General features: G+C 69.9%; 18 protein-coding genes. 12 read left to right on the top strand and 6 right to left on the bottom strand.

Features of this window, described 5'->3' with window-relative positions; translation table 11 throughout:
* Positions 1 to 151: 151 nt before the first annotated feature.
* The 4 genes from AMYTH_RS0126110 to nuoN are packed head-to-tail and all read left to right on the top strand — an operon-like array spanning position 152 to position 6315.
* Complete coding sequence (locus tag AMYTH_RS0126110; RefSeq protein ID WP_027932748.1) at positions 152 to 949, top strand: NADH-quinone oxidoreductase subunit J; 798 nt, start codon at positions 152 to 154, stop codon at positions 947 to 949.
* On the top strand, positions 946 to 3204 hold the full coding sequence (gene nuoL / locus AMYTH_RS0126105) for an NADH-quinone oxidoreductase subunit L (RefSeq protein ID WP_084022678.1): 2259 nt from the start codon (positions 946 to 948) through the stop codon (positions 3202 to 3204). The genes AMYTH_RS0126110 and nuoL overlap by 4 nt, the downstream gene beginning before the upstream one ends.
* Positions 3201 to 4751, top strand: a complete 1551-nt coding sequence (locus AMYTH_RS0126100; RefSeq protein WP_027932746.1) for an NADH-quinone oxidoreductase subunit M — start codon at positions 3201 to 3203, stop codon at positions 4749 to 4751. The genes nuoL and AMYTH_RS0126100 overlap by 4 nt, the downstream gene beginning before the upstream one ends.
* A gap of 1 nt (position 4752) precedes the next feature.
* On the top strand, positions 4753 to 6315 hold the full coding sequence (nuoN, locus tag AMYTH_RS0126095; protein ID WP_027932745.1) for an NADH-quinone oxidoreductase subunit NuoN: 1563 nt from the start codon (positions 4753 to 4755) through the stop codon (positions 6313 to 6315).
* 62 nt (positions 6316 to 6377) lie between these two features.
* On the opposite strand, the gene AMYTH_RS0126090 is transcribed toward nuoN, so the two are convergent.
* Together AMYTH_RS0126090 and AMYTH_RS0126085 are read right to left on the bottom strand one after the other, a co-directional pair.
* Complete coding sequence (locus AMYTH_RS0126090; RefSeq protein WP_027932744.1) at positions 6378 to 6581, bottom strand: hypothetical protein; 204 nt, start codon at positions 6579 to 6581, stop codon at positions 6378 to 6380.
* A gap of 151 nt (positions 6582 to 6732) precedes the next feature.
* The gene (locus tag AMYTH_RS0126085) at positions 6733 to 8643 is read right to left on the bottom strand and encodes an MDR family MFS transporter (protein WP_051362820.1); all 1911 of its coding nucleotides are present in this window, start codon (positions 8641 to 8643) and stop codon (positions 6733 to 6735) included.
* A gap of 178 nt (positions 8644 to 8821) precedes the next feature.
* Here AMYTH_RS0126085 and AMYTH_RS0126080 point away from each other — a divergent pair, with 178 nt between their 5' ends.
* Positions 8822 to 9841, top strand: a complete 1020-nt coding sequence (locus AMYTH_RS0126080) for a polyprenyl synthetase family protein (protein WP_027932742.1) — start codon at positions 8822 to 8824, stop codon at positions 9839 to 9841.
* 76 nt (positions 9842 to 9917) lie between these two features.
* Positions 9918 to 11423 (top strand): sunset domain-containing protein, encoded by a 1506-nt coding sequence (locus tag AMYTH_RS50550; protein ID WP_027932741.1) that lies wholly within the window; start codon positions 9918 to 9920, stop codon positions 11421 to 11423.
* A 51-nt stretch (positions 11424 to 11474) separates the two neighbouring features.
* Here the strand turns inward: AMYTH_RS50550 and AMYTH_RS0126070 are convergent, their stop codons facing one another.
* From AMYTH_RS0126070 to AMYTH_RS0126055, 4 genes are all read right to left on the bottom strand, one after another.
* Positions 11475 to 12539 carry a 2-oxoacid:ferredoxin oxidoreductase subunit beta gene (locus AMYTH_RS0126070; RefSeq protein WP_027932740.1) on the bottom strand — a complete coding sequence of 355 codons (1065 nt, stop codon included), beginning with the start codon at positions 12537 to 12539 and terminating at the stop codon, positions 11475 to 11477.
* Complete coding sequence (locus tag AMYTH_RS0126065; protein WP_027932739.1) at positions 12536 to 14437, bottom strand: 2-oxoacid:acceptor oxidoreductase subunit alpha; 1902 nt, start codon at positions 14435 to 14437, stop codon at positions 12536 to 12538. Before AMYTH_RS0126065 ends, AMYTH_RS0126070 begins: the two co-directional genes overlap by 4 nt.
* Before the next feature lie 148 nt (positions 14438 to 14585).
* The gene (locus AMYTH_RS0126060; RefSeq protein WP_027932738.1) at positions 14586 to 15350 is read right to left on the bottom strand and encodes an enoyl-CoA hydratase; all 765 of its coding nucleotides are present in this window, start codon (positions 15348 to 15350) and stop codon (positions 14586 to 14588) included.
* Positions 15351 to 15358: 8 nt separating this feature from the next.
* On the bottom strand, positions 15359 to 15805 hold the full coding sequence (locus AMYTH_RS0126055; protein ID WP_020417436.1) for an Lrp/AsnC family transcriptional regulator: 447 nt from the start codon (positions 15803 to 15805) through the stop codon (positions 15359 to 15361).
* Between the two features lie 73 nt (positions 15806 to 15878).
* Between AMYTH_RS0126055 and ddaH the strand changes: the two genes are divergently transcribed.
* From ddaH to AMYTH_RS0126025, 6 genes are all read left to right on the top strand, one after another.
* Positions 15879 to 16709 (top strand): dimethylargininase, encoded by an 831-nt coding sequence (gene ddaH, locus AMYTH_RS0126050; RefSeq protein WP_228684965.1) that lies wholly within the window; start codon positions 15879 to 15881, stop codon positions 16707 to 16709.
* Positions 16710 to 16787: 78 nt separating this feature from the next.
* Positions 16788 to 18026: a class I SAM-dependent methyltransferase gene (locus tag AMYTH_RS0126045; RefSeq protein WP_027932736.1), complete on the top strand. Its 1239-nt coding sequence runs from the start codon at positions 16788 to 16790 to the stop codon at positions 18024 to 18026.
* Positions 18023 to 18811, top strand: a complete 789-nt coding sequence (locus tag AMYTH_RS0126040) for a sugar phosphate nucleotidyltransferase (protein WP_027932735.1) — start codon at positions 18023 to 18025, stop codon at positions 18809 to 18811. Before AMYTH_RS0126045 ends, AMYTH_RS0126040 begins: the two co-directional genes overlap by 4 nt.
* Positions 18808 to 19449: a PIG-L deacetylase family protein gene (locus tag AMYTH_RS0126035; protein ID WP_027932734.1), complete on the top strand. Its 642-nt coding sequence runs from the start codon at positions 18808 to 18810 to the stop codon at positions 19447 to 19449. The genes AMYTH_RS0126040 and AMYTH_RS0126035 overlap by 4 nt, the downstream gene beginning before the upstream one ends.
* Positions 19450 to 19452: 3 nt before the next feature.
* Positions 19453 to 20475 (top strand): NAD-dependent epimerase/dehydratase family protein, encoded by a 1023-nt coding sequence (locus AMYTH_RS0126030; protein WP_027932733.1) that lies wholly within the window; start codon positions 19453 to 19455, stop codon positions 20473 to 20475.
* Positions 20475 to 21728, top strand: coding sequence for a DUF4910 domain-containing protein (locus AMYTH_RS0126025; protein ID WP_027932732.1), 1254 nt, complete (start codon positions 20475 to 20477; stop codon positions 21726 to 21728). The genes AMYTH_RS0126030 and AMYTH_RS0126025 overlap by 1 nt, the downstream gene beginning before the upstream one ends.
* Positions 21729 to 21732: the final 4 nt, after the last annotated feature.

Raw genomic sequence — 21732 nt, 5'->3', positions numbered from 1 at the left:
CCCGCGGGACGCTCCTCGTTCCGGGGCAACGCCCCGGCTTCGGGTCACTCCGGTGAGGAGACTGTCCGATGAGCCGCTACCGATTCCCTGTCCGGGGTCTTCGCCCCGCGCGCGGCGACGCCGCGGGAACCGTCCGTGAGGAGGTGCGGTGATGGTGCTGGCACAGGCCGCCGAGACGGTCTCCACCGGGGAGGCCATCGCGTTCTGGATCCTCGGTCCGATCGCCCTGCTGGGCGCACTCGGGCTGATCTTCGCCCGCAACGCCGTCCACTCGGCGCTCTTCCTGGCCCTCACGATGTTCTCGCTGGGCATCCTCTACATGGTCCAGCAGGCGCCGTTCCTCGGGTTCACCCAGATCATCGTCTACACCGGCGCGATCATGATGCTGTTCCTGTTCGTGCTGATGCTCGTCGGGCGGGAGAGTTCCGACTCGGTCGTCGAGGTGCTGCGCGGGCAGCGCCTGTGGGGCGGCATCCTCGGCATCGGCATCGCCGGGCTGATGGCCACCGCGCTCACCCGGGCGCTCGCCAACGTCACCCCGGCGCCCGCGCCGAACGGGACCGCCGGCGGCCTCGGCCGCCTCATCTTCACCGACTACCTGTTCCCGTTCGAGCTCACCTCGGCACTGCTGATCACGGCCGCGCTCGGGGCGATGGTGCTGGCCTTCACCGAGAAACGCGGCCGCCGCACGCAGAAGGAACTCGTCGAAGCCCGGTTCCGCGGCGAGTACGAACGCATCTCGCCCAAGCCAGGGCCCGGCGTGTTCGCCACGTCCCACTCGGTCACGACCCCCGCGATCCTGCCCGACGGCACGGTCGCGCCCGAGTCGCTGTCCACCATCATCGAGTCCACGCCCACGGCGCGGCTCGAAGCCGAGCGCAAGCAGGTCGAGGGCACCGAACCGCAGCCCGACGCCCACGCGCTGGTCGGGAAGGGTGACGAGGAATGACCCCCACCTACTACCTGCTGCTGTCAGCCCTGCTGTTCTCCATCGGCGCGGTCGGCGTGCTGGTGCGGCGCAACGCCATCGTCGTGTTCATGTGCATCGAGCTGATGCTCAACGCCGTGAACCTCTCCCTGGTCACCTTCTCCCGCATCAACGGCGGGCTCGAGGGCCAGGTGATGGCGTTCTTCGTGATGGTCGTCGCCGCCGCGGAGGTCGTCGTCGGGCTGGCGATCATCATGGCCATCTTCCGCACCCCGCCGCTCGGCCTCGGTCGACGACACCAACCTGCTCAAGTACTAGGGCCCCCCGCCGGCCCACCACCACCCTCAACGGAGGCGCTTCGCGCCGCAGAAAGGATCCGCGTGATCGCATCATCGTGGCTGCTGGTCGCGTTCCCGGCCCTCGGCGCGCTCGTCCTGCTGGCCGGGGGACGGCGCACCGACCGCTGGGGTCACCTCCTCGGGTGTGCGACGGTCATCGCGTCGTTCGTGTACGGCCTGGTGCTGTTCTTCGGCAGCGACGGGCACGTGACCGACACCAGGATGTTCACCTGGATCGGCGTCGGTGACCTCCAGATCGACTTCGGGCTCCGCATCGACGCGCTCTCGCTCGTCTTCGTCCTGCTGATCACCGGTGTGGGCGCGCTGATCCACATCTACTCGATCGGCTACATGGCGGAGGACCGCAACCGGCGGCGTTTCTTCGGGTACCTGAACCTCTTCGTGGCCTCCATGCTGGTTCTGGTGCTGGGCAACAACTTCGTGACGCTCTACCTCGGCTGGGAGGGCGTCGGCCTGGCCTCGTACCTGCTCATCGGCTGGTACTCGGACCGCCCCTCCGCGGCGACCGCCGCGAAGAAGGCGTTCCTGATGAACCGCGTCGGTGACGTCGGCCTCGCCCTCGCGATCTTCCTGATGTTCAAGTACCTCGGCACCGTCACCTACGCGGGCGTGTTCGACCGCATCGGCGACGCCCCGCCCGCCGTGATCACCGCGATCGCGATCCTGCTGCTGCTCGGCGCGTGCGGCAAGTCCGGCCAGTTCCCGCTCCAGGCGTGGCTCCCGGACGCGATGGAAGGCCCGACCCCGGTGTCGGCCCTCATCCACGCGGCAACCATGGTCACCGCCGGCGTGTACCTGGTGGCGCGCGCCAACCCGATCTACAACGAGACCGAGACGGGCAGGCTGATCGTCACCCTCGTCGGCGCGATAACCCTGCTGATCGGGTGCATCATCGGCTGCGCCTACGACGACATCAAGAAGGTGCTCGCGTACTCGACGGTCAGCCAGATCGGCTACATGATGCTCGCCGTCGGGCTCGGGCCGTTCGGCTACGCGCTGGGCATCATGCACCTCCTCACGCACGGCTTCTTCAAGGCCGGGCTGTTCCTCGGCGCCGGTTCGGTCATGCACGGCATGAACGACGAGGTCGACATGCGCAAGTTCGGCGGCCTGTACCGGCACATGCCGATCACGTTCGTCACCTTCGGGCTCGGCTACCTGGCGCTCATCGGGTTCCCCTTCCTGTCGGGCTACTTCTCCAAGGACGCGATCATCGAGGCCGCCTTCGGCCAGGAGGGCTGGCGCGGCTGGGTGTTCGGCCTCGCCGCCATGCTCGGCGCCGCGCTGACCGCCTTCTACATGACCCGCCTGATGCTGCTCACCTTCTTCGGCAAGGAACGCTGGCGGGACCTGCGCACCGCCGAGGGCAAGGAGTTCCACCCGCACGAGTCGCCGCCGGTGATGACCGCGCCGATGATCGTGCTGGCCATCGGCTCGGTCGGCGCCGGCGCGTTCTTCGCCCTCGGCGACCGCCTTTCCGAGTGGCTCGCCCCGGCGCTGGGTGAACTCGGCGAGGCCGAGCACACCGCGATCCCGCATTCGCTCATCCCGTGGATCACGGTCGCCCTGTCCGCGCTCGGCGTGCTGCTCGCCTGGCTCGTCGTCGGGCGCCGGGACACCCCGGTCGAGCGGCCGGAGAACGTCTCCGCGGTCGTCAAGGCGGCCCGCAAGGACCTGTACGGCAACGCGGTCAACGAGGCACTGGTCGCGACCCCGGGCATGTGGCTCACCCGGTTCTCGGTCTACCTCGACAGCCGGGGCGTCGACGGCGCCGTCAACGGACTGGCCGCCGCCCTCGGTGGCGGATCCGGGCGATTGCGCAGACTGCAGACCGGCTTCGTCCGCTCGTACGCCCTGTCGATGCTGGCCGGCTCGTTCGTCCTCGTCGCCGCACTGCTGATGGTGAGGTTCTCATGACCTGGGTACTGGCCCTCATCCTCTGGCCGCTGATCGGCGCGTGCGTCGTCACCGGGCTGCGCCGCAACGACCGGCTCGCCATCCTCACCGCGGTGGCGTTCGCCATCGTCGAGCTGGCGATGATCATCCCGACGTGGGCGACCTACGAGCCGAACGGCGCCCGCCTGCAGCACACCAGCTCGATGGACTGGATCCCGAGCTTCGGCGTGCACATCTCCTTCGGCATCGACGGCATCGCGCTGGTGATGATCGCCGTGATCGCGTTCCTGGTGCCGATCGTCATCGGCGCCCTGGGCACGGCGGACAAGCTGCCGCAGGACCGCAGCGCGGGTGGTTTCCTCGCGTTGATCCTGGTGCAGGAGGCCATCACCATCGCGGTGTTCGCCGCCACCGACGTGTTCCTGTTCTACGTGCTGTTCGAGATCATGCTGATCCCGATGTACTTCCTCATCGGCGGCTACGGCGGCGCGAACCGGCAGTACGCGGCGGTCAAGTTCTTCCTGTACTCCTTCCTCGGCGGTCTGATCATGCTGGCCTCGGCGATCGGGGCCTACTCGCTCGCCGCCGACGAGCTGGGGAACGGGACGTTCGACTGGGCGACGCTGGTCACGGTGGTCCGGGACGCGCCGGCGAGCACCCAAATCTGGCTGTTCCTCGGGTTCTTCCTGGCGTTCGCCATCAAGGCGCCGCTCGTGCCGTTCCACACCTGGCTGCCCGACGCCGCCGGTGAGGCGCCCATCGGCGTCGCCGTCCTGCTGGTCGGCGTGCTGGACAAGGTCGGCACGTTCGGGTTCCTGCGCTACTGCCTGCCGATGTTCCCGGAAGCCAGCAAGGACCTGGCGCCGCTGGTGCTGGTGCTGGCGGTGATCGGCGTGCTCTACGGCTCGATCCTCGCCGCCGGGCAGCAGGACATGAAACGCTTCGTCGCCTACGTCTCGATCGCCCACTTCGGGTTCATCGCGCTGGGCATCTTCGCCTTCACCCAGCAGGCGACCGTCGGCGCGGTGACGTACATGCTCAACCACAGCCTCGCGACCGGCATGCTGATCGTGGTGCTGGGCCTGGTGATCGCGCGCGGCGGCTCCATGCGGATCTCCGACTACGGCGGCATGTTCAAGCTGACACCGCTGCTCGGCGGCATGCTGCTCATCGCCGGTCTGTCCACTTTGTCCCTCCCGGGTACCAACTCGTTCGTCAGTGAGTTCCTGGTGCTGCTGGGCGCTTTCGAAACCCAGCCGGTGTACGCGATCCTCGCCACCGTCGGCATGGTGCTCGCCGCGGCCTACGTGCTGTGGCTGTACCAGCGCCTGATGACCGGCCCGGTGCGGGGGACCGCGCTGGTCGGCGCCGGGGGAGGCCCGGGCACCGCGATCGCCCCCGAGCTGGGCGCCCGGAAGACGATCCGGGACCTCGGCGGCCGGGAGCTCGCGATCCTGGTGCCCATGGTGGTGCTGATCATCGGGCTCGGCTTCTACCCGCAACCCGTGCTGGACACGGTGACCCCATCGGTCGACGCGACGCTTTCCGCACTCAACGGAGGCCAGTGAAATGCTCGGGATTCTGGCCCAGCAAGGGCAAATCTCCGCACCGGAGATCGCGTACGACGCGATCCTGCCGGTGCTGATCGTGCTCGGCGCGGCGTGCGTCAGCGTGTTGTTCGAGGCGTTCCTGCCCCGGCACATGCGGTGGCCGTCGCAGGTGCTGCTCAGCCTGACCGGTCTGGCCGCCGCCGGTGTCGCGCTGGCCGTGTACGTCAGCGGTTCGCCGGTCAAGGGCCTGACCACCCTGAGCGGCGCCGTGTCGGTCGACAAGCCCGCCCTGTTCCTGTGGGGCACGCTGCTCGCCCTCGCGCTGCCCGCGATCCTGCTGATCGCGGACCGCTCGGTCGAGCCGGGCGGCGCCTTCGTCGCGCAGGCCGCCATCCGGCCGGGCACCGTGCAGGACCGGGCCCAGGTCGGCTCGACGGGCATGCAGACCGAGGTCTTCCCGCTGGCGCTGTTCGCGCTGGGCGGGATGATGACGTTCTGCGCGGCCAACGACCTGCTCACCATGTTCATCGCGCTCGAGGTGCTGAGCCTGCCGCTGTACCTGATGTGCGGCCTGGCCAGGCGCCGGCGCCTGCTGTCGCAAGAGGCGGCGGTCAAGTACTTCCTCCTCGGGGCCTTCTCGTCGGCGTTCTTCCTCTACGGCCTGGCGCTGCTCTACGGCTACGCGGGTTCGGTCAAGCTGGCCGACATCGCCAACGCCGCGGCCGGCTCGGACCGGTCGGACATGCTGTTGTTCGCGGGCATGGGCCTCCTCGTGGTCGGGTTGCTGTTCAAGGGTTCGGTCGGCCCGTTCCACACCTGGACGCCGGACGTCTACCAGGGCGCGCCGACCCCGGTCACCGGGTTCATGGCGGCCTGCACCAAGGTCGCCGCGTTCGGCGGCATCCTGCGCGTGCTGACCGTCGGGTTCGAGTCGACCAGCTGGGAGTGGCGCGGCGTGCTGTGGGCCGTCGCGATCATCTCCATGGCGATCGGCGCCGTGCTCGGCCTGACCCAGACCGACGTCAAGCGCATGATCGCCTACTCGTCCGTCGCGCACGCCGGCTTCCTGCTCGTCGGCACGCTCGCGATGACCGACCAGGGCCTGTCCGGGACCCTGTTCTACCTGCTGGCCTACGGCTTCACGACGCTCGCCGCGTTCGGCGTGGTCTCGCTCGTGCGTGACGCCAAGGGCGAGGCCACGCACCTGTCGGCGTGGGCCGGCCTGGCCAAGCGGTCGCCCGTGCTGGCGGGGGTGTTCACCTTCCTCCTGCTCGCTCTGGCCGGGATCCCGCTCACCAGCGGGTTCGTCGGCAAGTTCGTCGTGTTCTCGGCGGCGCTGCGGGACGGCATGGCGCCCCTGGTGGTGATCGCGCTGGTGTTCAGCGCCGTCGCGGCGTTCTTCTACCTGCGGGTGGTCGTGCTCATGTACTTCTCCAAGCCGGCTCCCGAGGGCCCGACCGTGACGGTGCCGGGCGCGTTCACCACGGCGGCGATCACGCTCGGCGTGATCATCACCCTGCTGCTCGGCGTCGCCCCCGCCTTCGCCCTGGACTGGGCGGGAGCGGGCGCCTTCGCCTTCTGACGACCGCGCTACCGGAAGTGCCCCCCGCCCACCCGGGCGCGGGGGCACTTCCGCGTCCGGGGTCAGGTCGGATCGAGCGCGCGCACCACGTCGGGATAGGAACACGCGTGCCGGTGCACGTCGCCGCACCGGCAGGGCTGCTCGCGCGCCAGCCGCATCAGCTTGCGCAGGTGCCGCTGGGCGAGCCCGCGCTCACGCGCCTCGCCCATCACGGGCCGGAGGGCCTGGTTGCGGGTGCGGCGGCCGGGGAGGGTCTGCTCGGTCATTTCTCGAGGCTCCTTTCGGGAGGGATGTCTCGAGCATGCCCGGTGTGGCGGCGGAGTGGGAAACAGAACGGGATTCTGTGGATGGCTGAGGGCGATGTGGACAAGTCGCGCCGTTTCGCCGGTGTGGCGCCGTTTTTGTCGGTCGGGTGTGCTAGCCGACCGGCGTCGCGTGCCTGCCCGCCGGCGTCAGCGCGCGGCTGTTGCTGATCAGCTGCGTCGCGATCTCGTCCACGCACGCCGTGAAGTCCCGGCCCGCGGCGGCCTCCGAGCCCGTCACGTTGTCCAGCACCCACAACCGCCACGCGCCGACCAGCCGGGCGAACGTGTCGCTGCCGTGCCCCGTGAACGTGAAGTGCCCGTCCGCCTCGGCGAGCTGCCCGGCCGCCACCAGTTGCCGCGCCGTCGGTTCGAAGATGCCCGCCGGAACACCGGTCTGCACGGCGATTTCCTGCAGCGTGGCGTCGCCGTCGTCGACGCTGTTGCGGTAGATCTGCGCGATCAGCCACGCCTGCGCGTAGCTCAGCGGCACGCCGGAGCGCGCCAGGATCTCCGGCCCCGGATCGGTCTTCTGCTTCGACCACACCGTCGCCACGACCTTTTCCAGCTCCTGCCGCGAATCCCCGGAGCCCGGCACCGCGAAGCCCTCGCCGACCCCGCTGTTGCCCGACGCCAGCGCCTTCGACGTGTCCCGCAGCGGAACCTCCTTGAGGAACAACGCGACCACCAGCGCGAGCAACCCGATCGGCGAGGCGATCAGGAACATCGTGCCGATCGCGTCCACATAGGACTCCGTGGTCGGCTGCGGCGGCAGGTTGTTCGCGTAGATGGAGCCGAACACCGCGACCCCGAAGGAACTCCCCAGCGTGCGCAGGAAACTCACGCCGGACGTCGCCACCCCGAGGTCGGCGTAGTCCGCGGTGTTCTGCACGACGATCGTGGGCACCTGCATGGTGCAGCCGAGCCCGAGGCCCAGCACGACCATGTACGCCGAGGTGACCCAGAAGCCCGTGGTGGCGTCCAGGTGCGACAGCAGGTACAGGCCCAGCGCCAGCACGAGCGATCCGGCGATCGGGAAGACGCGGTACCGCCCGGTGCGGCTGATCACCACACCGCTGACCAGCGAGGTGATCATGATCCCGGCCACCAGCGGCAGCATCCGCAGCCCGGATTCGGTCGCGCTCGCGCCCTGCACGCGCTGCAGGTACGTCGGCAGGTAGGTGATGCCGCCGAGCATCGCGAACCCGACGACGAAGCTCAGGATGCCCGCAACCGAGAACACCCGGCCGCGGAACAGCCGCATCGGCAGCATCGGCTCCGCGGCCCGCAGCTCGACCAGCACGAACGCCACCAGCAGCACGACCGAACCGACCGCCATCGCGATGATCACCGGGGACGTCCAGGCGTACTCGGTGCCGCCCCAGCTGGTCACCAGCGTCAGCCCGGTCGAGGCGAGCGCGATGAGGACGATGCCCAGGTAGTCGATGCGTGGCTGCACCGCCGACTTGACCGTGGGCAGCACGAACACCGCCACGAGGACCACCAGCACCCCGATCGGCACGTTCACGTAGAACGCCCACCGCCAGCTCAGGTGGTCCACGAACAGGCCGCCGAGCAGCGGGCCGGCCACCGTCGAGACGCCGAACACCGCCCCGATCGCGCCCTGGTACTTGCCGCGTTCGCGCAGCGGGACGACGTCGGCGATGACCGCGGCCGAGGTCACCATCAGCCCGCCCGCGCCGAGACCCTGCAGCGCGCGGAACGCGACGAGCATGGCCATCGAGTCGGCCCACCCGCACAGGAACGACCCGGCGAGGAACAGGACCACGCTGGCCAGGAACGCCCGCTTGCGCCCGTACAGGTCGCCGAACTTGCCGATCAGCACCGTCATGATCGTCTCGGCGAGCAGGTACGAGGTGACCACCCACGACAGGTGGTTCGCGCCGCCGAGGTCCGCCACGATGGTCGGCAGGGCGGTGGACACGATCGTCTGGTCCAGCGCCGCCAGCAGCATCCCGAGCATGATCGCCGCGACGATGGTGTTCTGCGCCCTCCTGCTGGTCACCTCGCGAACGTTAGTGCTGGTCAGAAGGGCTTGCGGGGCGGCTCACCCGATGGTGTGGGGACCCGTTGTCGCGTGCATCACCAGGGTGGTTCGCAGAGGGCGCACGAACACCCCGGGTGCAGCCATTACGCTGGTGAGGACCGGTCAGTGAAGTGCGGAGAGGGCGGACAACGTGTCAGTGCGGCACCGGGGTAGCACGATCGAGGAGCTGCGCGGGAGCGTGGGCCTGCGGATCGCCGACGAGCAGCTGCTGCGCACGCTGGCCGCTGGACTGGACGACGTCGAAAAGCTGCTGCGCGACACCGCGCGCAGCGAGGTGCAGGCCGTCCACGACGCCGCGTCGCACCTGGTCGAGGCGGGTGGCAAACGTTTTCGACCGATGATGACCCTGCTGGCGGGTGAGTTCGGCGACGGCAACCACTCGGACGTCGTGATCGCCGCGGCGGCCGTCGAGCTGGTCCACCTGGCCACGCTGTACCACGACGACGTGATGGACGAGGCGACGATGCGGCGCGGCGCGCCCAGCGTCAACGCCCGCTGGACCAACAGCATCGCGATCCTCACCGGCGACTTCCTGTTCGCACACGCCTCCCGGCTCGTGTCCGACCTGGGCACCGACGCCGCCCGCATCCTCGCCGAGACGTTCAGCGAACTGGTCACCGGCCAGATGCGGGAGACCGTCGGGCCGGGCGAGGGCGAGGACCCGGTCGACCACTACCTCACCGTCATCGCGCAGAAGACGGGCTCGCTGATCGCCACCTCCGGCCGGTTCGGCGCGATGGTCTCCGGTGCCAAGCCGGACGTGATCCGGGCGATGCAGCGGTTCGGCGAGATCATCGGCACCGCGTTCCAGATCTCCGACGACATCATCGACATCGCCTCGCCGTCCCACGAGTCCGGCAAGACGCCGGGCACCGACCTGCGGGAGGGCGTGCGCACGCTGCCGATGCTGTACGCGCTGGCCGACCCGGACACCGACCCGCGGCTGGTCGAGCTGCTGGCGGGCCCGATCACCGACGACGACCTGGTCGAGGAGGCCCTGACCCTGCTGCGGGCGTCCACCGGGCTGGACCGCGCCATGGTCACCCTGTCGGACTACGCTCAGCGGGCGAGGACGGAGCTGGCCCCCCTGCCGGCCGGGCCCGCGAGGGACGCGTGCGAGTCCGTCGCGGACTACCTCGTCGCGCGGACCAGGTAGATCGCGCGTCATGCGTGAGCCGCTGCGGCGTCACTGTGAGTGGTAACCGCGCGGTAGGAAAGGAAGGGCAGCACGGATGTCCATTTTCGGACAGGTCTGGCTGTGGAGCGCGGCGGCATTCGTGGTCGGGGTGCTGCTGACCTGGTTGTTCCTGGCCCGGCCCGCTCAGGCGAGAAGCCGGCACCTGGAGCGCAGGCTCCTCGCCGCGCAGAGCGCGCCCGCCGCGCAGCCGACCCGCACGCTCGAGCGGGACCCGGTGTCCGCGCCGGTCGCGCGGAAGGAACGGGTCGGCGCCGAGACGCCCGAGGCGGAGGAGCATCACGCCACGCCGTCCTGGTTGGAGCGCGACAGCCTCGCCGGACGGTCGCCCGGGTACCAGCCGGGCTCCGAGATCGACGACGACTCGCTGTTCGAGCCGGAGGAGCCGCAGGCCGACGAAACGACGGTCTTCAACGCGTTCGGCCACGAGCGGGACGACGCCGCCGAGCGTGGCGCGCTGTACGTGGGCGACGCCGGGCTCGGCCGGGAGCAGGTCGCCGGGTACGGGCGTGAGGAGTCCGAGCGCGGCGCGCTGTTCGAGCCGGGCGAGACCGCCGGCCACGGCCAGGCAGCTGAGCAGGATGAGGCCGGGTACGGGCAGGAGTCCGAGCGGGGCGAGGCTGCCGGCTACAACCAGGTGGCTGAGCAGGACGACGCCGGGTACCGGCAGGAGTTCGAGCAGGAGCCGCGCTACGGGCAGGGCGAGGCCGCCGCATACGGCCAGGTGGCTGAGCAGGACGACGCCGGGGCCGAGCGGAAGCCGCGCCATGAGCAGAGTGAGGCGCCTGCCGGCCGGGGTTTGTTGTTCGAGCAGGAGCAGGCCGCGCCGTCGGCGTTCGAGCAGGAGCAGCCTGCCGGGTCGTTGTTCCAGCGAGACGAGTCGCCTGCCGAGCGGACCACGTTGTTCCAGCCGGATCCGGCGCTCCGGGGTGAGGATCGCGGCTCGTTCGAGCCGGACCAGACTCGCCAGGAGGAGCGCGGCTCGCTGTTCGGGCGGGAACGGGCTCCGGAGCCGGAGCGCGGGTCGCTGTTCGACCCCGACCACGCGCCCGAACCGGCGCGCGCGGAAGAGTCGGCCTTCACGCCGTTCGCCGCGGCGGAGCCCGAGCCGCCGGCCTACGCGTTCGACGACCAGCCGCAGCCCCCGACCGAGGAGACGGCCACCGAGACCACCCAGGTCCTGCCCAAGCGGCAGCCGCGGCGGTCCGCGCACGCCTTCGACCCGCCGAAGCCGGTCCAGCCCTCCATGCGGACCGTGGAGCGGCGCGAGCCCCGGCCCGAGGAGGGCGGCCGCAGCGGTTCGCTGTTCGAACCGACCCCGCGCACGCGCGCGGACGGTTCGGTGCCGCCGGGCCCGTTCGGCCCCGGATCGGCGATGCCGCGGCCCGGCGGCGGGAAGCCGTCGGAGGAGTTCACGGTCAAGGCCAGCGTCACCGCGCTGCGCTACTGCACCGAGGACTCACCGCAGTACGGCCGCATGATCGCCGAGGTGTGGTTCCGCACCGCCGACGACGCCGAGCGGGTCGGGTTCCGGCCGCTCTGAACCAACGAAGAAGCCCCGCACGAACGATTCGTGCGGGGCTTCTTCGTGCGATCAGTCGACCGTCCAGGTGTCCTTGCCGGTGAGCAGCGCCTGCAGGTCGGCCGGCTTGGCGGAGCGGGCCTGCTCGACCTGGGCGCGGGCCTGGTCGTCGTAGGTGGGGCGGGAGACCTGGCGGAAGATGCCCGTCGGCGTGTGGTTGAGGTGCTGGTCGCCGATGCGGGACAACCCGAAGGCGTACGCGGTGTCGGTGATCGCCGGGTCGTGGACGATCAGCTCGGATTCGCCGACCTCCGCCACCTTGGCGATCTCGAAGCCGCCCCAGCGGTTCGGCACCACGCCGTACTCGGCTTCCGGGCCGAAGCGGATCGGCTCGCCCGCGCGCAGCGGGATGATCCGGTGCGCGGCTTCGTCCTTGTCCTTGAGGACGTCGAACGCGCCGTCGTTGAAGATCGGGCAGTTCTGGTAGATCTCCACCAGCGCCGAGCCGCGGTGCTGGGCCGCCGCGGTGAGCACCTCGGTCAGGCCCTTCTTGTCGGAATCCAGCGCCCGGCCGACGAACGTGGCCTCCGCGCCCAGGGCCAGCGAGATCGGGTTGAACGGCGTGTCCACCGAGCCCATCGGGGTGGACTTGGTGATCGTGCCCGGGTCGGACGTCGGCGAGTACTGGCCCTTCGTCAGGCCGTAGATCCGGTTGTTGAACAGCAGGATCTTGATGTTGACGTTGCGGCGCAGCGCGTGGATCAGATGGTTGCCGCCGATGGACAGGGCGTCGCCGTCACCGGTGACCACCCACACCGACAGGTCCGGCCGCGTGGTCGCCAGTCCGGTCGCGATCGCGGGCGCGCGGCCGTGGATCGAGTGCATCCCGTAGGTGTTGAGGTAGTACGGGAACCGCGACGAGCAGCCGATGCCGGAGACGAACACGATGTTCTCGCGCTTCAACCCGAGCGTGGGCAGGAACGACTGCACCGTGTTGAGCACGACGTAGTCCCCGCAGCCCGGGCACCAGCGCACTTCCTGGTCGGACTTGAAGTCCTTCGCCTTCTGGGTCTCGTCCGTGGTCGGCACCAGGTCCAGACCGCCCAGGGTGGGCAGGCCCAAGTCGGTGGCGGTCATCGGGTCAGCGCTCCTTCGATGATGTCGGTGAAGACGTGCTGGAGTTCCTCGGCCTTGAACGGCAGGCCGGCGACCTTCGTGTAGGAGTGCACGTCCACGAGGTACTTGGCGCGCAGCAGCAGGGCGAGCTGNCCNAGGTTCATCTCNGGCACCACNACNNNGTCGTAGCGGGCCAGTACCTCGCCCAGGTTCTTCGGGAACGGGTTGAGGTGCCGCAGGTGCGCCTGCGCGATCGGCATGCCCTGCTTGCGCACGCGGCGGGCGGCGGCGCCGATCGGGCCGAACGTCGACCCCCAGCCCAGCGCCAGCACCCGCGCCTCGCCGGACGGGTCGTCGACCTCCAGGTCCGGCACGTCCACGCCGTCGATCTTGGCCTGCCGCAGCCGGACCATGTGATCGTGGTTGTCCGGGTCGTAGGAGATGTTGCCCTTGCCGTCCTGCTTCTCCAGACCACCGATGCGGTGCTCCAGACCGGGCGTGCCGGGCACGGCCCACGCGCGGGCCAGCGTCTCCGGGTCGCGCACGTACGGCCAGAACTCGCCGGACCCGTCGGCCGCGTTCGGCTCCGACGCGAACTCCACCGACAGATCAGGCAGGTCCTCGACGTTCGGGATCAGCCACGGCTCCGAGCCGTTGGCGTTCGCGCCGTCGGACAGGATCATCACCGGCGTCCGGTACTTCAACGCGATCCGCACCGCCTCGATGGCCGCCGCGAAGCAGTCGCCGGGGGACTGCGGCGCGATGACCGGCAGCGGCGACTCGCTGTTGCGGCCGAACATCGCCTGCAGCAGGTCCGCCTGCTCGGTCTTGGTCGGCAGACCCGTCGAGGGGCCACCGCGCTGCACGTCGATCACGACCAGCGGCAGCTCCAGCATCACGCCGAGGCCGATGGTCTCCGACTTCAGCGCCACACCCGGCCCGGAGGTCGAGGTCACACCGAGCGCACCGCCATAGGAGGCGCCCAGCGCGGCGCCGATGCCGGCGATCTCGTCCTCGGCCTGGAAGGTGATCACGCCGAAGTTCTTGTGCCGGGACAGCTCGTGCAGGATGTCCGAGGCCGGCGTGATCGGGTACGTGCCCAGCAGGACCGGCAGCCCGGCGCGCTGCCCGGCGGCCACGATGCCGTAGGCCAGCGCCGTGTTGCCGGTGATCTGCCGGTAGGTGCCCTTGTCCAGCTTCGCCGGCGCCACCTCGTAGGTGGTGGCGAACGACTCGGTGGTCTCGCCGTAGTTCCAGCCCGCGCGGAAGGCCAGGATGTTGGCCTCGGCGATGTCCGGCTTCTTGGCGAACTTCTCCCGCAGGAACGCCTCGGTGCCCTCGGTCGGCCGGTGGTACATCCACGACAGCAGCCCGAGCGCGAACATGTTCTTGCACCGCTCGGCGTCCTTCTTGCCCAGCCCGGTGCCCTCCAGCGCGCCCTGGGTCAGGGTCGACATGGCGACCCGGTGCACCTGGAACGCCGACAGCGTGTCGTCCTCCAGCGGATCCGCGTCGTAGCCGACCTTGGTCAGGTTGCGCTTGGTGAACTCGTCGGTGTTGACAATGATCGTGCCGCCGTTGGGAACGTCACGCAGGTTCGCCTTCAACGCGGCGGGGTTCATCACGACGAGGACGTCGGGGCGGTCGCCGGGGGTCAGGATGTCGTAGTCGGCGAAGTGCACCTGGAACGACGAGACGCCCGGGATCGTGCCCTGTGGCGCCCGGATCTCGGCGGGGAAGTTCGGCAGGGTGGCCAGGTCGTTGCCGAAGGCCGCGGCCTCCGAGGTGAAGCGGTCGCCGGTGAGCTGCATACCGTCGCCGGAGTCACCCGCGAACCGGATGACCACGCGGTCCAGCTTGGCGACTTCAGTGGGCCGGCTCGCCGACAGCACACCGTTGCCGTTCGTGCTCGTGCTCATGGGTCAGAGAATCCCTCTCTCCCGACAGGCTGCGTCCTCGTCGACACGTGGCCGGTGGGCACACTTCCGCCGATACCTCCACCTTACTTGTTGTTCTGTGACGAGAATCGGCGGTGTGATACCGGTTACCTGTAACTTACGGTAGCGTCTACTTCCGCGTGGTGATCGTGGCCTGCATCGACGCGAGCCGTTCTGCGAAGTCGGGGGAATTCAGCGACTTCAGCTGCGGCTCGATCTCGGTGTCCACTGCTCGGGAATGCTCGGCCATGGTCGAGGTTTGCCGCATCGAGAGCTTGGTCGCCAGCACGATCTCGCGAGGTGCGTTCGCCGCCGGTTCCGCCAGTTCCAGTGCCGCCTCCAGCAGGTCGTCGTGGTCGCCGTCCACGGTGCGCAACACCAGCCCGGCCGCCTCCGCCGCCGCGGCGTCGAGGGACTGGCCGAACAAGGTCATCGCCCGTGCCCGCTGGATACCCACCGCGCGCTGCAACATCCAGGTGAAACCGCCGCCGGGGTGCAGGCCGAGTTCGAGGAACCGCGGGATGAACTTCGCGCGCGGGCCGGCGAGGCGGACGTCCGCGGCCAGCGCGAGGTTCAGCCCGGCACCGACGGCTGCGCCGCCGACCGCCGCGATCGTCGGCAGTGGCGACCGCGCTACCGAGAGGAAGCCCTCGTACACCGCGCGCAGACCCTCCTCCTGCGCGCTGCCCAGCGTCGTCAGGTCGGCTCCGGCGCAGAACGCCGGCGGAGTGCCGGTGACGACCAGCGCGTGCACGCCCTGGTCCTGCTCGGCCTCGGCCACGGCCGCGGCGAGGTCGGTGGAAAGCGCCAGGGTCAGCGAGTTCCGCCGCTGCGGGGCGTCGACGGTGATCACCGCGACCCTGCCGCGCCGCTCGGTCACGATGCGTTCGGTCATGCCCGCCATCATGTCGCGGGGTTGGGCGGGCGCTCAAGGAGCCGGGACAGCACGACCGTGGACACCGTGCGGTCGACGATCTCCAGCCCGCGCAGCCGCTCCAGCGCGGTTTCGAGCTGGTGGATGTCGGCGGCGCGCAGGTGCACGATGGCGTCCGCCGCGCCGGTGACCGTGTACGCGGCGACGACCTCGGGCAGCGGTTCCAGCCGCGCGCGGATGCGGGCCGGGGAGATGTTGCCGCGGCAGTGCACCTCGACGAACGCCTCGGTGCCCCGGCCCAGCGCCTCCGGGTCGACCACCGCGGTGAAGCCGCGCAACACCCCGGTTTCCAGCAACCGGTCGACGCGACGCTTGACCGCGGGCGCGGACAGCCCGACGACCTTCCCGATCTCGGCGTAGCTGGCGCGTGCGTTCGTCACGAGGCACGAAACGATCTGCTGGTCGAGCGAGTTCACACGCAATGTTTAGCAGGTGGATGAGCAAGAAACAGCGATTGATTGTCCCTGAATCGAGACATAACGTGAGGTCATGACGACTCGGGTTCCGACCACCCGGCGGTACCTCATGTGCCCGCCCCGGTTCTTCGCCGTCGACTACGCGATCAACCCCTGGATGGACCCGACGCAACCGGTCAGCGCCGAGCGGGCGATGACGCAGTGGCGCGAGCTGCGGGACACGTATCGCCGTCTGGGGCACACGGTGGAGGAGATCGAGCCGCAGCCGGGGCTGCCGGACATGGTCTTCGCCGCCAACTCCGGGACCGTGATCGACGGCCGGGTGCTCGGCGCCCGCTTCCGCGCCCCGCAGCGCGCCGCCGAGGCCGAGCACTTCCGCCGCTGGTTCACCGAGCACGGCTACCGCGAGGTCGTCATGCCGTCCTACGTCAACGAGGCCGAGGGCGACTTCGCGTGGACCGGGCGGATGCTGCTCGCCGGCACCGGGTTCCGCACCGATCCCGCCGCGCACGCCGAAGCGCAGGAGGTGCTCGGCGTGCCGGTGCTGTCGCTGCGGCTGACCGACCCGCGCTACTACCACCTCGACACCGCGTTGTTCGTGCTCAGTGAGGCGACCGACACCACGCCGGCGCACATCGCCTACTACCCGGAGGCGTTCTCGGCAGGCTCGCGCCGCGTCCTGGCGCGCCTGTTCCCGGACGCCGTGCTCGCCACCGCGGCGGACGCGGAGTGCTTCGGCCTCAACGGCGTCTCCGACGGGCGCAACGTCGTGCTGCCGCTGGAGGCGACGGACCTCGCCGAGCGGCTCGTGGTGCGCGGCTACGAACCGGTGCTCGTCGACATCTCCGAATTGCGCAAGGCGGGCGGCGGCCCGAAGTGCTGCACGCTGGAGATCCGCAAGTAGGGTCTCATTTCGAAGACGGTGGGACGAACCGGCCGCGGTGTTTGTAACAGGTCCTTCTCGTCTCCCGAATCAGGGGGCATGACCACCTGCCGACTCTGTGGCTCGACCCGGCTGGCGAGTGTCGTCGATCTCGGTGCGACTCCGCCGTGCGAGCTGTTCCTGACCGAAGTGCAACTCGACGAGTCGGAAAATACCTTTCCGTTGCACCTGCGGGTGTGCACGGATTGCTGGCTCGCGCAGATCCCGCCGTTGATCACGCCGGAGGAAACATTCACTGAATACGCGTATTTCTCGTCGTATTCGGAATCCTGGGTGGACCACGCGGGCAGGTTCGTCGCGGGCGCGGTGGACCGGCTGGGCCTGGACGGCGGCTCGTTCGTCGTCGAGGTCGCCAGCAACGACGGGTATCTGCTCAAACACGTTGTGGCACAGGGCATCCGCTGCCTCGGGGTGGAGCCGTCGGTGAACGTCGGCCAGGCCGCCAGGGACGCGGGCGTGCCGACGCTGACCGCATTCCTCGGGCCGGAGACCGGCGCGGCGGTGCGGGCCGAGCACGGGCCGGCGAACCTGGTGGTGGCGAACAACGTCTACGCGCACATCCCGGACGTCATCGGCTTCACCAAGGGCCTGCGGGCGCTGGTCGCCGACGACGGCTGGGTGTCGATCGAGGTGCAGCACCTGCTGACGCTCATCGAGAAGACCCAGTACGACACGATCTACCACGAGCACTTCCAGTACTACACGGTGGCTTCGGCGCAGCGGGCGCTCGCCTCCGGCGGACTGTCCCTTGTGGACGTCGAGCTGCTGCCGACGCACGGCGGCTCGATCCGGCTGTGGGCCCGGCCGTCGGAGGCCGCGGGTGAGCCGAGCCAGCGCATGGTCGACGTGCTGGCCAGGGAGAAGGCCGCCGGTCTGCACGAGCTCTCCGGCTACACCGAGTTCGCCGCCCGGGTCGCCAAGGTGCGCCGCGACCTGCTGCGCTTCCTCGTCGACGCCGCCGACGACGGCCTGACCGTGGTCGGCTACGGCGCGCCGGGCAAGGGCAACACGCTGCTCAACCACTGCGGCATCCGGCCGGACCTGCTCGCCTACACGGTCGACCGCAACCCGTACAAGCACGGCCGGTTCACGCCGGGCACGCGAATCCCGATCCTGCCGCCGGAGCGCATCGCCGCGGACCGGCCCGACTACGTACTGGTCCTGCCGTGGAACCTGCGGGACGAACTGACCCAGCAGCTGTCCTACGTCGGGGAGTGGGGCGGCAAGCTCGTCTTCCCCATCCCCCGCCTGGAAATCGTCGAGGTGAACCCAACGTGAAGGTCGTCCTGTTCTGCGGCGGGTACGGGATGCGGATGCGCAACGGCACCGCTTCCGACGTGCCCAAGCCCATGGCCATGGTCGGTCCCCGGCCCCTGATCTGGCACGTCATGCGCTACTACGCGCACTTCGGGCACACCGAGTTCATCCTGTGCCTCGGCTACGGCGCCCACCACATCAAGGACTTCTTCCTCAACTACGAGGAGACCACGTCCAACGACTTCGTGCTGCGCGGCGGTAAGGCGGAACTGCTTTCCACCGACATCGCCGACTGGACGATCTCGTTCGTGCAGACCGGGATCGAGTCGCCGATCGGGGAACGGCTGCGCCGCGTGCGGGAGCACCTTGGCGGTGACGAGATGTTCCTCGCCAACTACGCCGACGTGCTCACCGACGCGCCGCTGCCGTCGATGATCGAGCGGTTCGCGAAGTCCGAGGCCGGCGCGTCGATGATGGTCGTGCCGCCGCAGTCGTCGTTCCACTGCGTGGAGATGGACGAGGGCGGCCTGGTCGGTTCGATCACCGCGGTGAGCGAGATGCCGCTGTGGGAGAACGGCGGGTACTTCGTGCTGCGCCAGGAGGTGTTCGACCACATCCCGGAGAACGGCGACCTGGTCGCCGACGGGTGCGCCGAACTGGCCAAGCGCGGCCGCCTGCTGGCCTACCCGTACCGCGGCTTCTGGAAGCCGACGGACACCGTGAAGGAGCGCTACGCGCTGGACGAGGCCTACACGCGCGGGGTGCGCCCGTGGGCGCTGTGGGAGAAGGACCGAGTGCCGGCGTGATCGGACTGGTTCCGGAACGGCTCGAGCGGATCGTGGTGCTCGGCGCCCACTGCGACGACATCGCGATCGGCGCGGGCGGCACGCTGCTCACGCTGAGCCGCCCCGGCTTGCGGGTGGACGCGCTGGTGCTCTCCGGCGGCGGCACCGAGCGCGAGGACGAGGAACGGGCCGCGCTCGCGGCGTTCTGCCCCGGCGCGGACCTCGACGTGACCGTGCTGAAGATGCCGGACGGGCGGCTGCCAGCGCACTGGGACGAGGCCAAGAACGCGCTGGAGGAGCTGCGGGCGCGCACCGATCCGCACCTGATCCTCGCGCCGCGCACCGACGACGCGCACCAGGACCACCGCGGCCTGGCCGAGCTCGTGACCACCGCGTTCCGCGGTCACCTCACCCTCGGCTACGAGATCGTCAAGTGGGACGGCGACCTGACCACGCCGTCGGCCTACGTCCCGCTGCGTGATGAACTCGCCGAGAAAAAAGTGGAATTGCTGCAACAGCACTACGCCTCGCAGCGACATCGTCCTTGGTACGACCGGGAGGCGTTCCTCGGGCTGGCCCGCATTCGGGGGATCGAATGCCAGGCGCGGTACGCGGAGGCCTTCCACGTCAGGAAGCTGTGTCTCCGGGTGGAGGGTTGAGTCATGCGTGTGCTGCTGACCGGGCACAAGGGGTATCTGGGCACGGTGATGGCGCCGGTGCTCACCGCCGCGGGTCACGAGGTGACTGGGCTCGACTCCGGTCTGTTCGACGAGTGCGTGCTCGGCCCGAAGCCGCAGGACCCGCCGGGGCACCGGGTGGACCTGCGGGACGTCACTCCCGCGCAGGTGTCCGGTGTGGACGCCGTGATCCACCTGGCGGCGCTGTCCAACGACCCGCTGGGCGCGCTCGCCCCCGAGCTGACCTACGAGATCAACCACAAGGCGGCCGTCCGGCTGGCGCGGCTCGCGAAGGACGCCGGGGTGTCCCGCTTCCTGTACGCGTCGACCTGTTCGGTGTACGGCGCCTCCGGCGGCGCGGACCTGGTCAACGAGGACGCGCCGCTGCGGCCGGTGACGCCGTACGCGGAGTCGAAGGTGCTGGTCGAGGACGACCTGCACGAGCTGGCCGACGACGACTTCTCCCCGGTGTTCTTGCGCAACGCCACCGCGTTCGGCTTCTCCCCGCGGCTGCGGGCGGACATCGTGCTGAACAACCTGGTCGGGCACGCGTGCCTGTCCGGTGAGGTGCTGGTCCTCTCCGACGGCACGCCGTGGCGGCCCCTGGTGCACGCGAAGGACATCGCGCGGGCCTTCGCCGCCGCGCTCGTCGCGCCCCGGGAAGCCGTGCACGACAAGGCCTTCAACATCGGCACCGAGCGGAACAACGTGACCGTCGCGGAGATCGCCGAGCAGGTCGTCGAGGCTGTGCCCGGCTCGCGGCTGCGGATCACCGGCGAGGCCGGCGCCGACCCGCGCTCCTACCGGGTCGACTTCTCCCGCTTCCGTGCGGCGGTCCCCGGCTTCACCTGCGAGTGGTCGGTCAAGGCCGGCGCGGTCGAGCTGGTCGAGGCCTACCAGCGGCACGGGCTCACCCACCGCTCGTTCGAGCAGAGCTTCACCCGGCTCGCGCGGCTCAAGCAGCACCGCGAGGACGGCGCCGTCGACGACACCCTGCGGTTCGTGTGATGCGTGACGGGGCCTGGATGCACGCGCTGGTGGAGCGGTTGTACCCGCTCTGCCGCAGCATCACGGGCGACGGCGTCCGCGCCACGCTGGACATCATCGGCGAGCACATCCCGCTGGACCGGCACGAGGTGCCCACCGGCACGCAGGTCTTCGACTGGACCGTGCCGCAGGAGTGGAACATCCGGGACGCCTGGATCGCCGACGCCGACGGCAAGCGCGTGGTCGACTTCGCCGAGTCGAACCTGCACGTGGTCGGCTACAGCGTGCCGGTCTCGGCGACGATGAGCCTGGCGGAGCTGCGGCCGCACCTGCACACGCTGCCGGATCGCCCGTCCTGGGTCCCGTACCGCACCAGCTACTACTCGCCGGCCTGGGGTTTCTGTCTCGCGCAGGAGACGCTGGACGCCCTCCCGGAGGGCGACTACGAGGTCCGGATCGACTCCACGCTGGCCGACGGGCACCTCAGCTACGGCGAGCACGTGGTGCCGGGGCAGGTCGCCGACGAGGTGATCGTGTCCTGCCACATCTGCCACCCGTCGCTGGCCAACGACAACCTGGCCGGCGTCGCGGTCGCGGTCGCGCTCGCCAAGTCGCTGGTGAACCCCTGGTACACCTACCGGTTCCTGTTCATGCCGGGCACGATCGGCGCGATCACCTGGCTGGCGCGCAACGACGTCGACCGGGTCAAGCACGGGGTCGTGCTCGCCTGCGCGGGCGACCGGGGCGACCTGACGTACAAGCGCAGCCGCCGGGGCGACGCGGAGATCGACCGCGTGCTGGCGCACGTGCTGCGCGACCGTCCACACCGGATCTTGGACTTCTCGCCGTACGGCTACGACGAGCGGCAGTTCTGCTCGCCCGGGTTCAACCTCGGCGTCGGCTCGCTCACCCGGACCCCGTACGCCGGCTACCCGGAGTACCACACCTCGGCGGACAACCCGGACTTCGTGTCACCCGCGGCGATGGAGGACACGCTCGCCGTGCTGCGCGAGGCGTTCGCCGTGCTGGACCGCAACCGCCGCTACACGAACCTGAGCCCGTACGGCGAGCCGCAGCTGGGCAAACGCGGGCTCTACGACTCGCTCGGCGGCCGCAGTGACGCCAAGCAGGCCCAGATGGCGATGCTGTGGGTGCTGAACCTCTCCGACGGCGACCACGACCTGCTCGACATCACCCGCCGGTCAGGCCTGGAGTTCGACGCGGTCGCCGCGGCGGCCGACGCCCTCCGTGACGCCGGTTTGGTGGCGGGGTGATCGC

It is taken from the genome of Amycolatopsis thermoflava N1165, assembly GCF_000473265.1.
Taxonomy (GTDB): Bacteria; Actinomycetota; Actinomycetes; order Mycobacteriales; family Pseudonocardiaceae; genus Amycolatopsis_E; species Amycolatopsis_E thermoflava.
Note: the sequence above shows the minus strand (reverse complement) of the source record. Positions and strands in the feature narration are given on the sequence as shown.

Coding starts and splice junctions, on each gene's coding strand:
- AMYTH_RS0126110 (WP_027932748.1), top strand. CDS start 152: ATGGTGCTGGCACAGGCCGCCGAGACGGTCTCCACCGGGGAGGCCATC.
- nuoL (WP_084022678.1), top strand. CDS start 946: ATGACCCCCACCTACTACCTGCTGCTGTCAGCCCTGCTGTTCTCCATC.
- AMYTH_RS0126100 (WP_027932746.1), top strand. CDS start 3,201: ATGACCTGGGTACTGGCCCTCATCCTCTGGCCGCTGATCGGCGCGTGC.
- nuoN (WP_027932745.1), top strand. CDS start 4,753: ATGCTCGGGATTCTGGCCCAGCAAGGGCAAATCTCCGCACCGGAGATC.
- AMYTH_RS0126090 (WP_027932744.1), bottom strand. CDS start 6,581: ATGACCGAGCAGACCCTCCCCGGCCGCCGCACCCGCAACCAGGCCCTC.
- AMYTH_RS50550 (WP_027932741.1), top strand. CDS start 9,918: ATGTCCATTTTCGGACAGGTCTGGCTGTGGAGCGCGGCGGCATTCGTG.
- AMYTH_RS0126070 (WP_027932740.1), bottom strand. CDS start 12,539: ATGACCGCCACCGACTTGGGCCTGCCCACCCTGGGCGGTCTGGACCTG.
- AMYTH_RS0126060 (WP_027932738.1), bottom strand. CDS start 15,350: ATGACCGAACGCATCGTGACCGAGCGGCGCGGCAGGGTCGCGGTGATC.
- ddaH (WP_228684965.1), top strand. CDS start 15,879: ATGACGACTCGGGTTCCGACCACCCGGCGGTACCTCATGTGCCCGCCC.
- AMYTH_RS0126045 (WP_027932736.1), top strand. CDS start 16,788: ATGACCACCTGCCGACTCTGTGGCTCGACCCGGCTGGCGAGTGTCGTC.
- AMYTH_RS0126030 (WP_027932733.1), top strand. CDS start 19,453: ATGCGTGTGCTGCTGACCGGGCACAAGGGGTATCTGGGCACGGTGATG.
- AMYTH_RS0126025 (WP_027932732.1), top strand. CDS start 20,475: ATGCGTGACGGGGCCTGGATGCACGCGCTGGTGGAGCGGTTGTACCCG.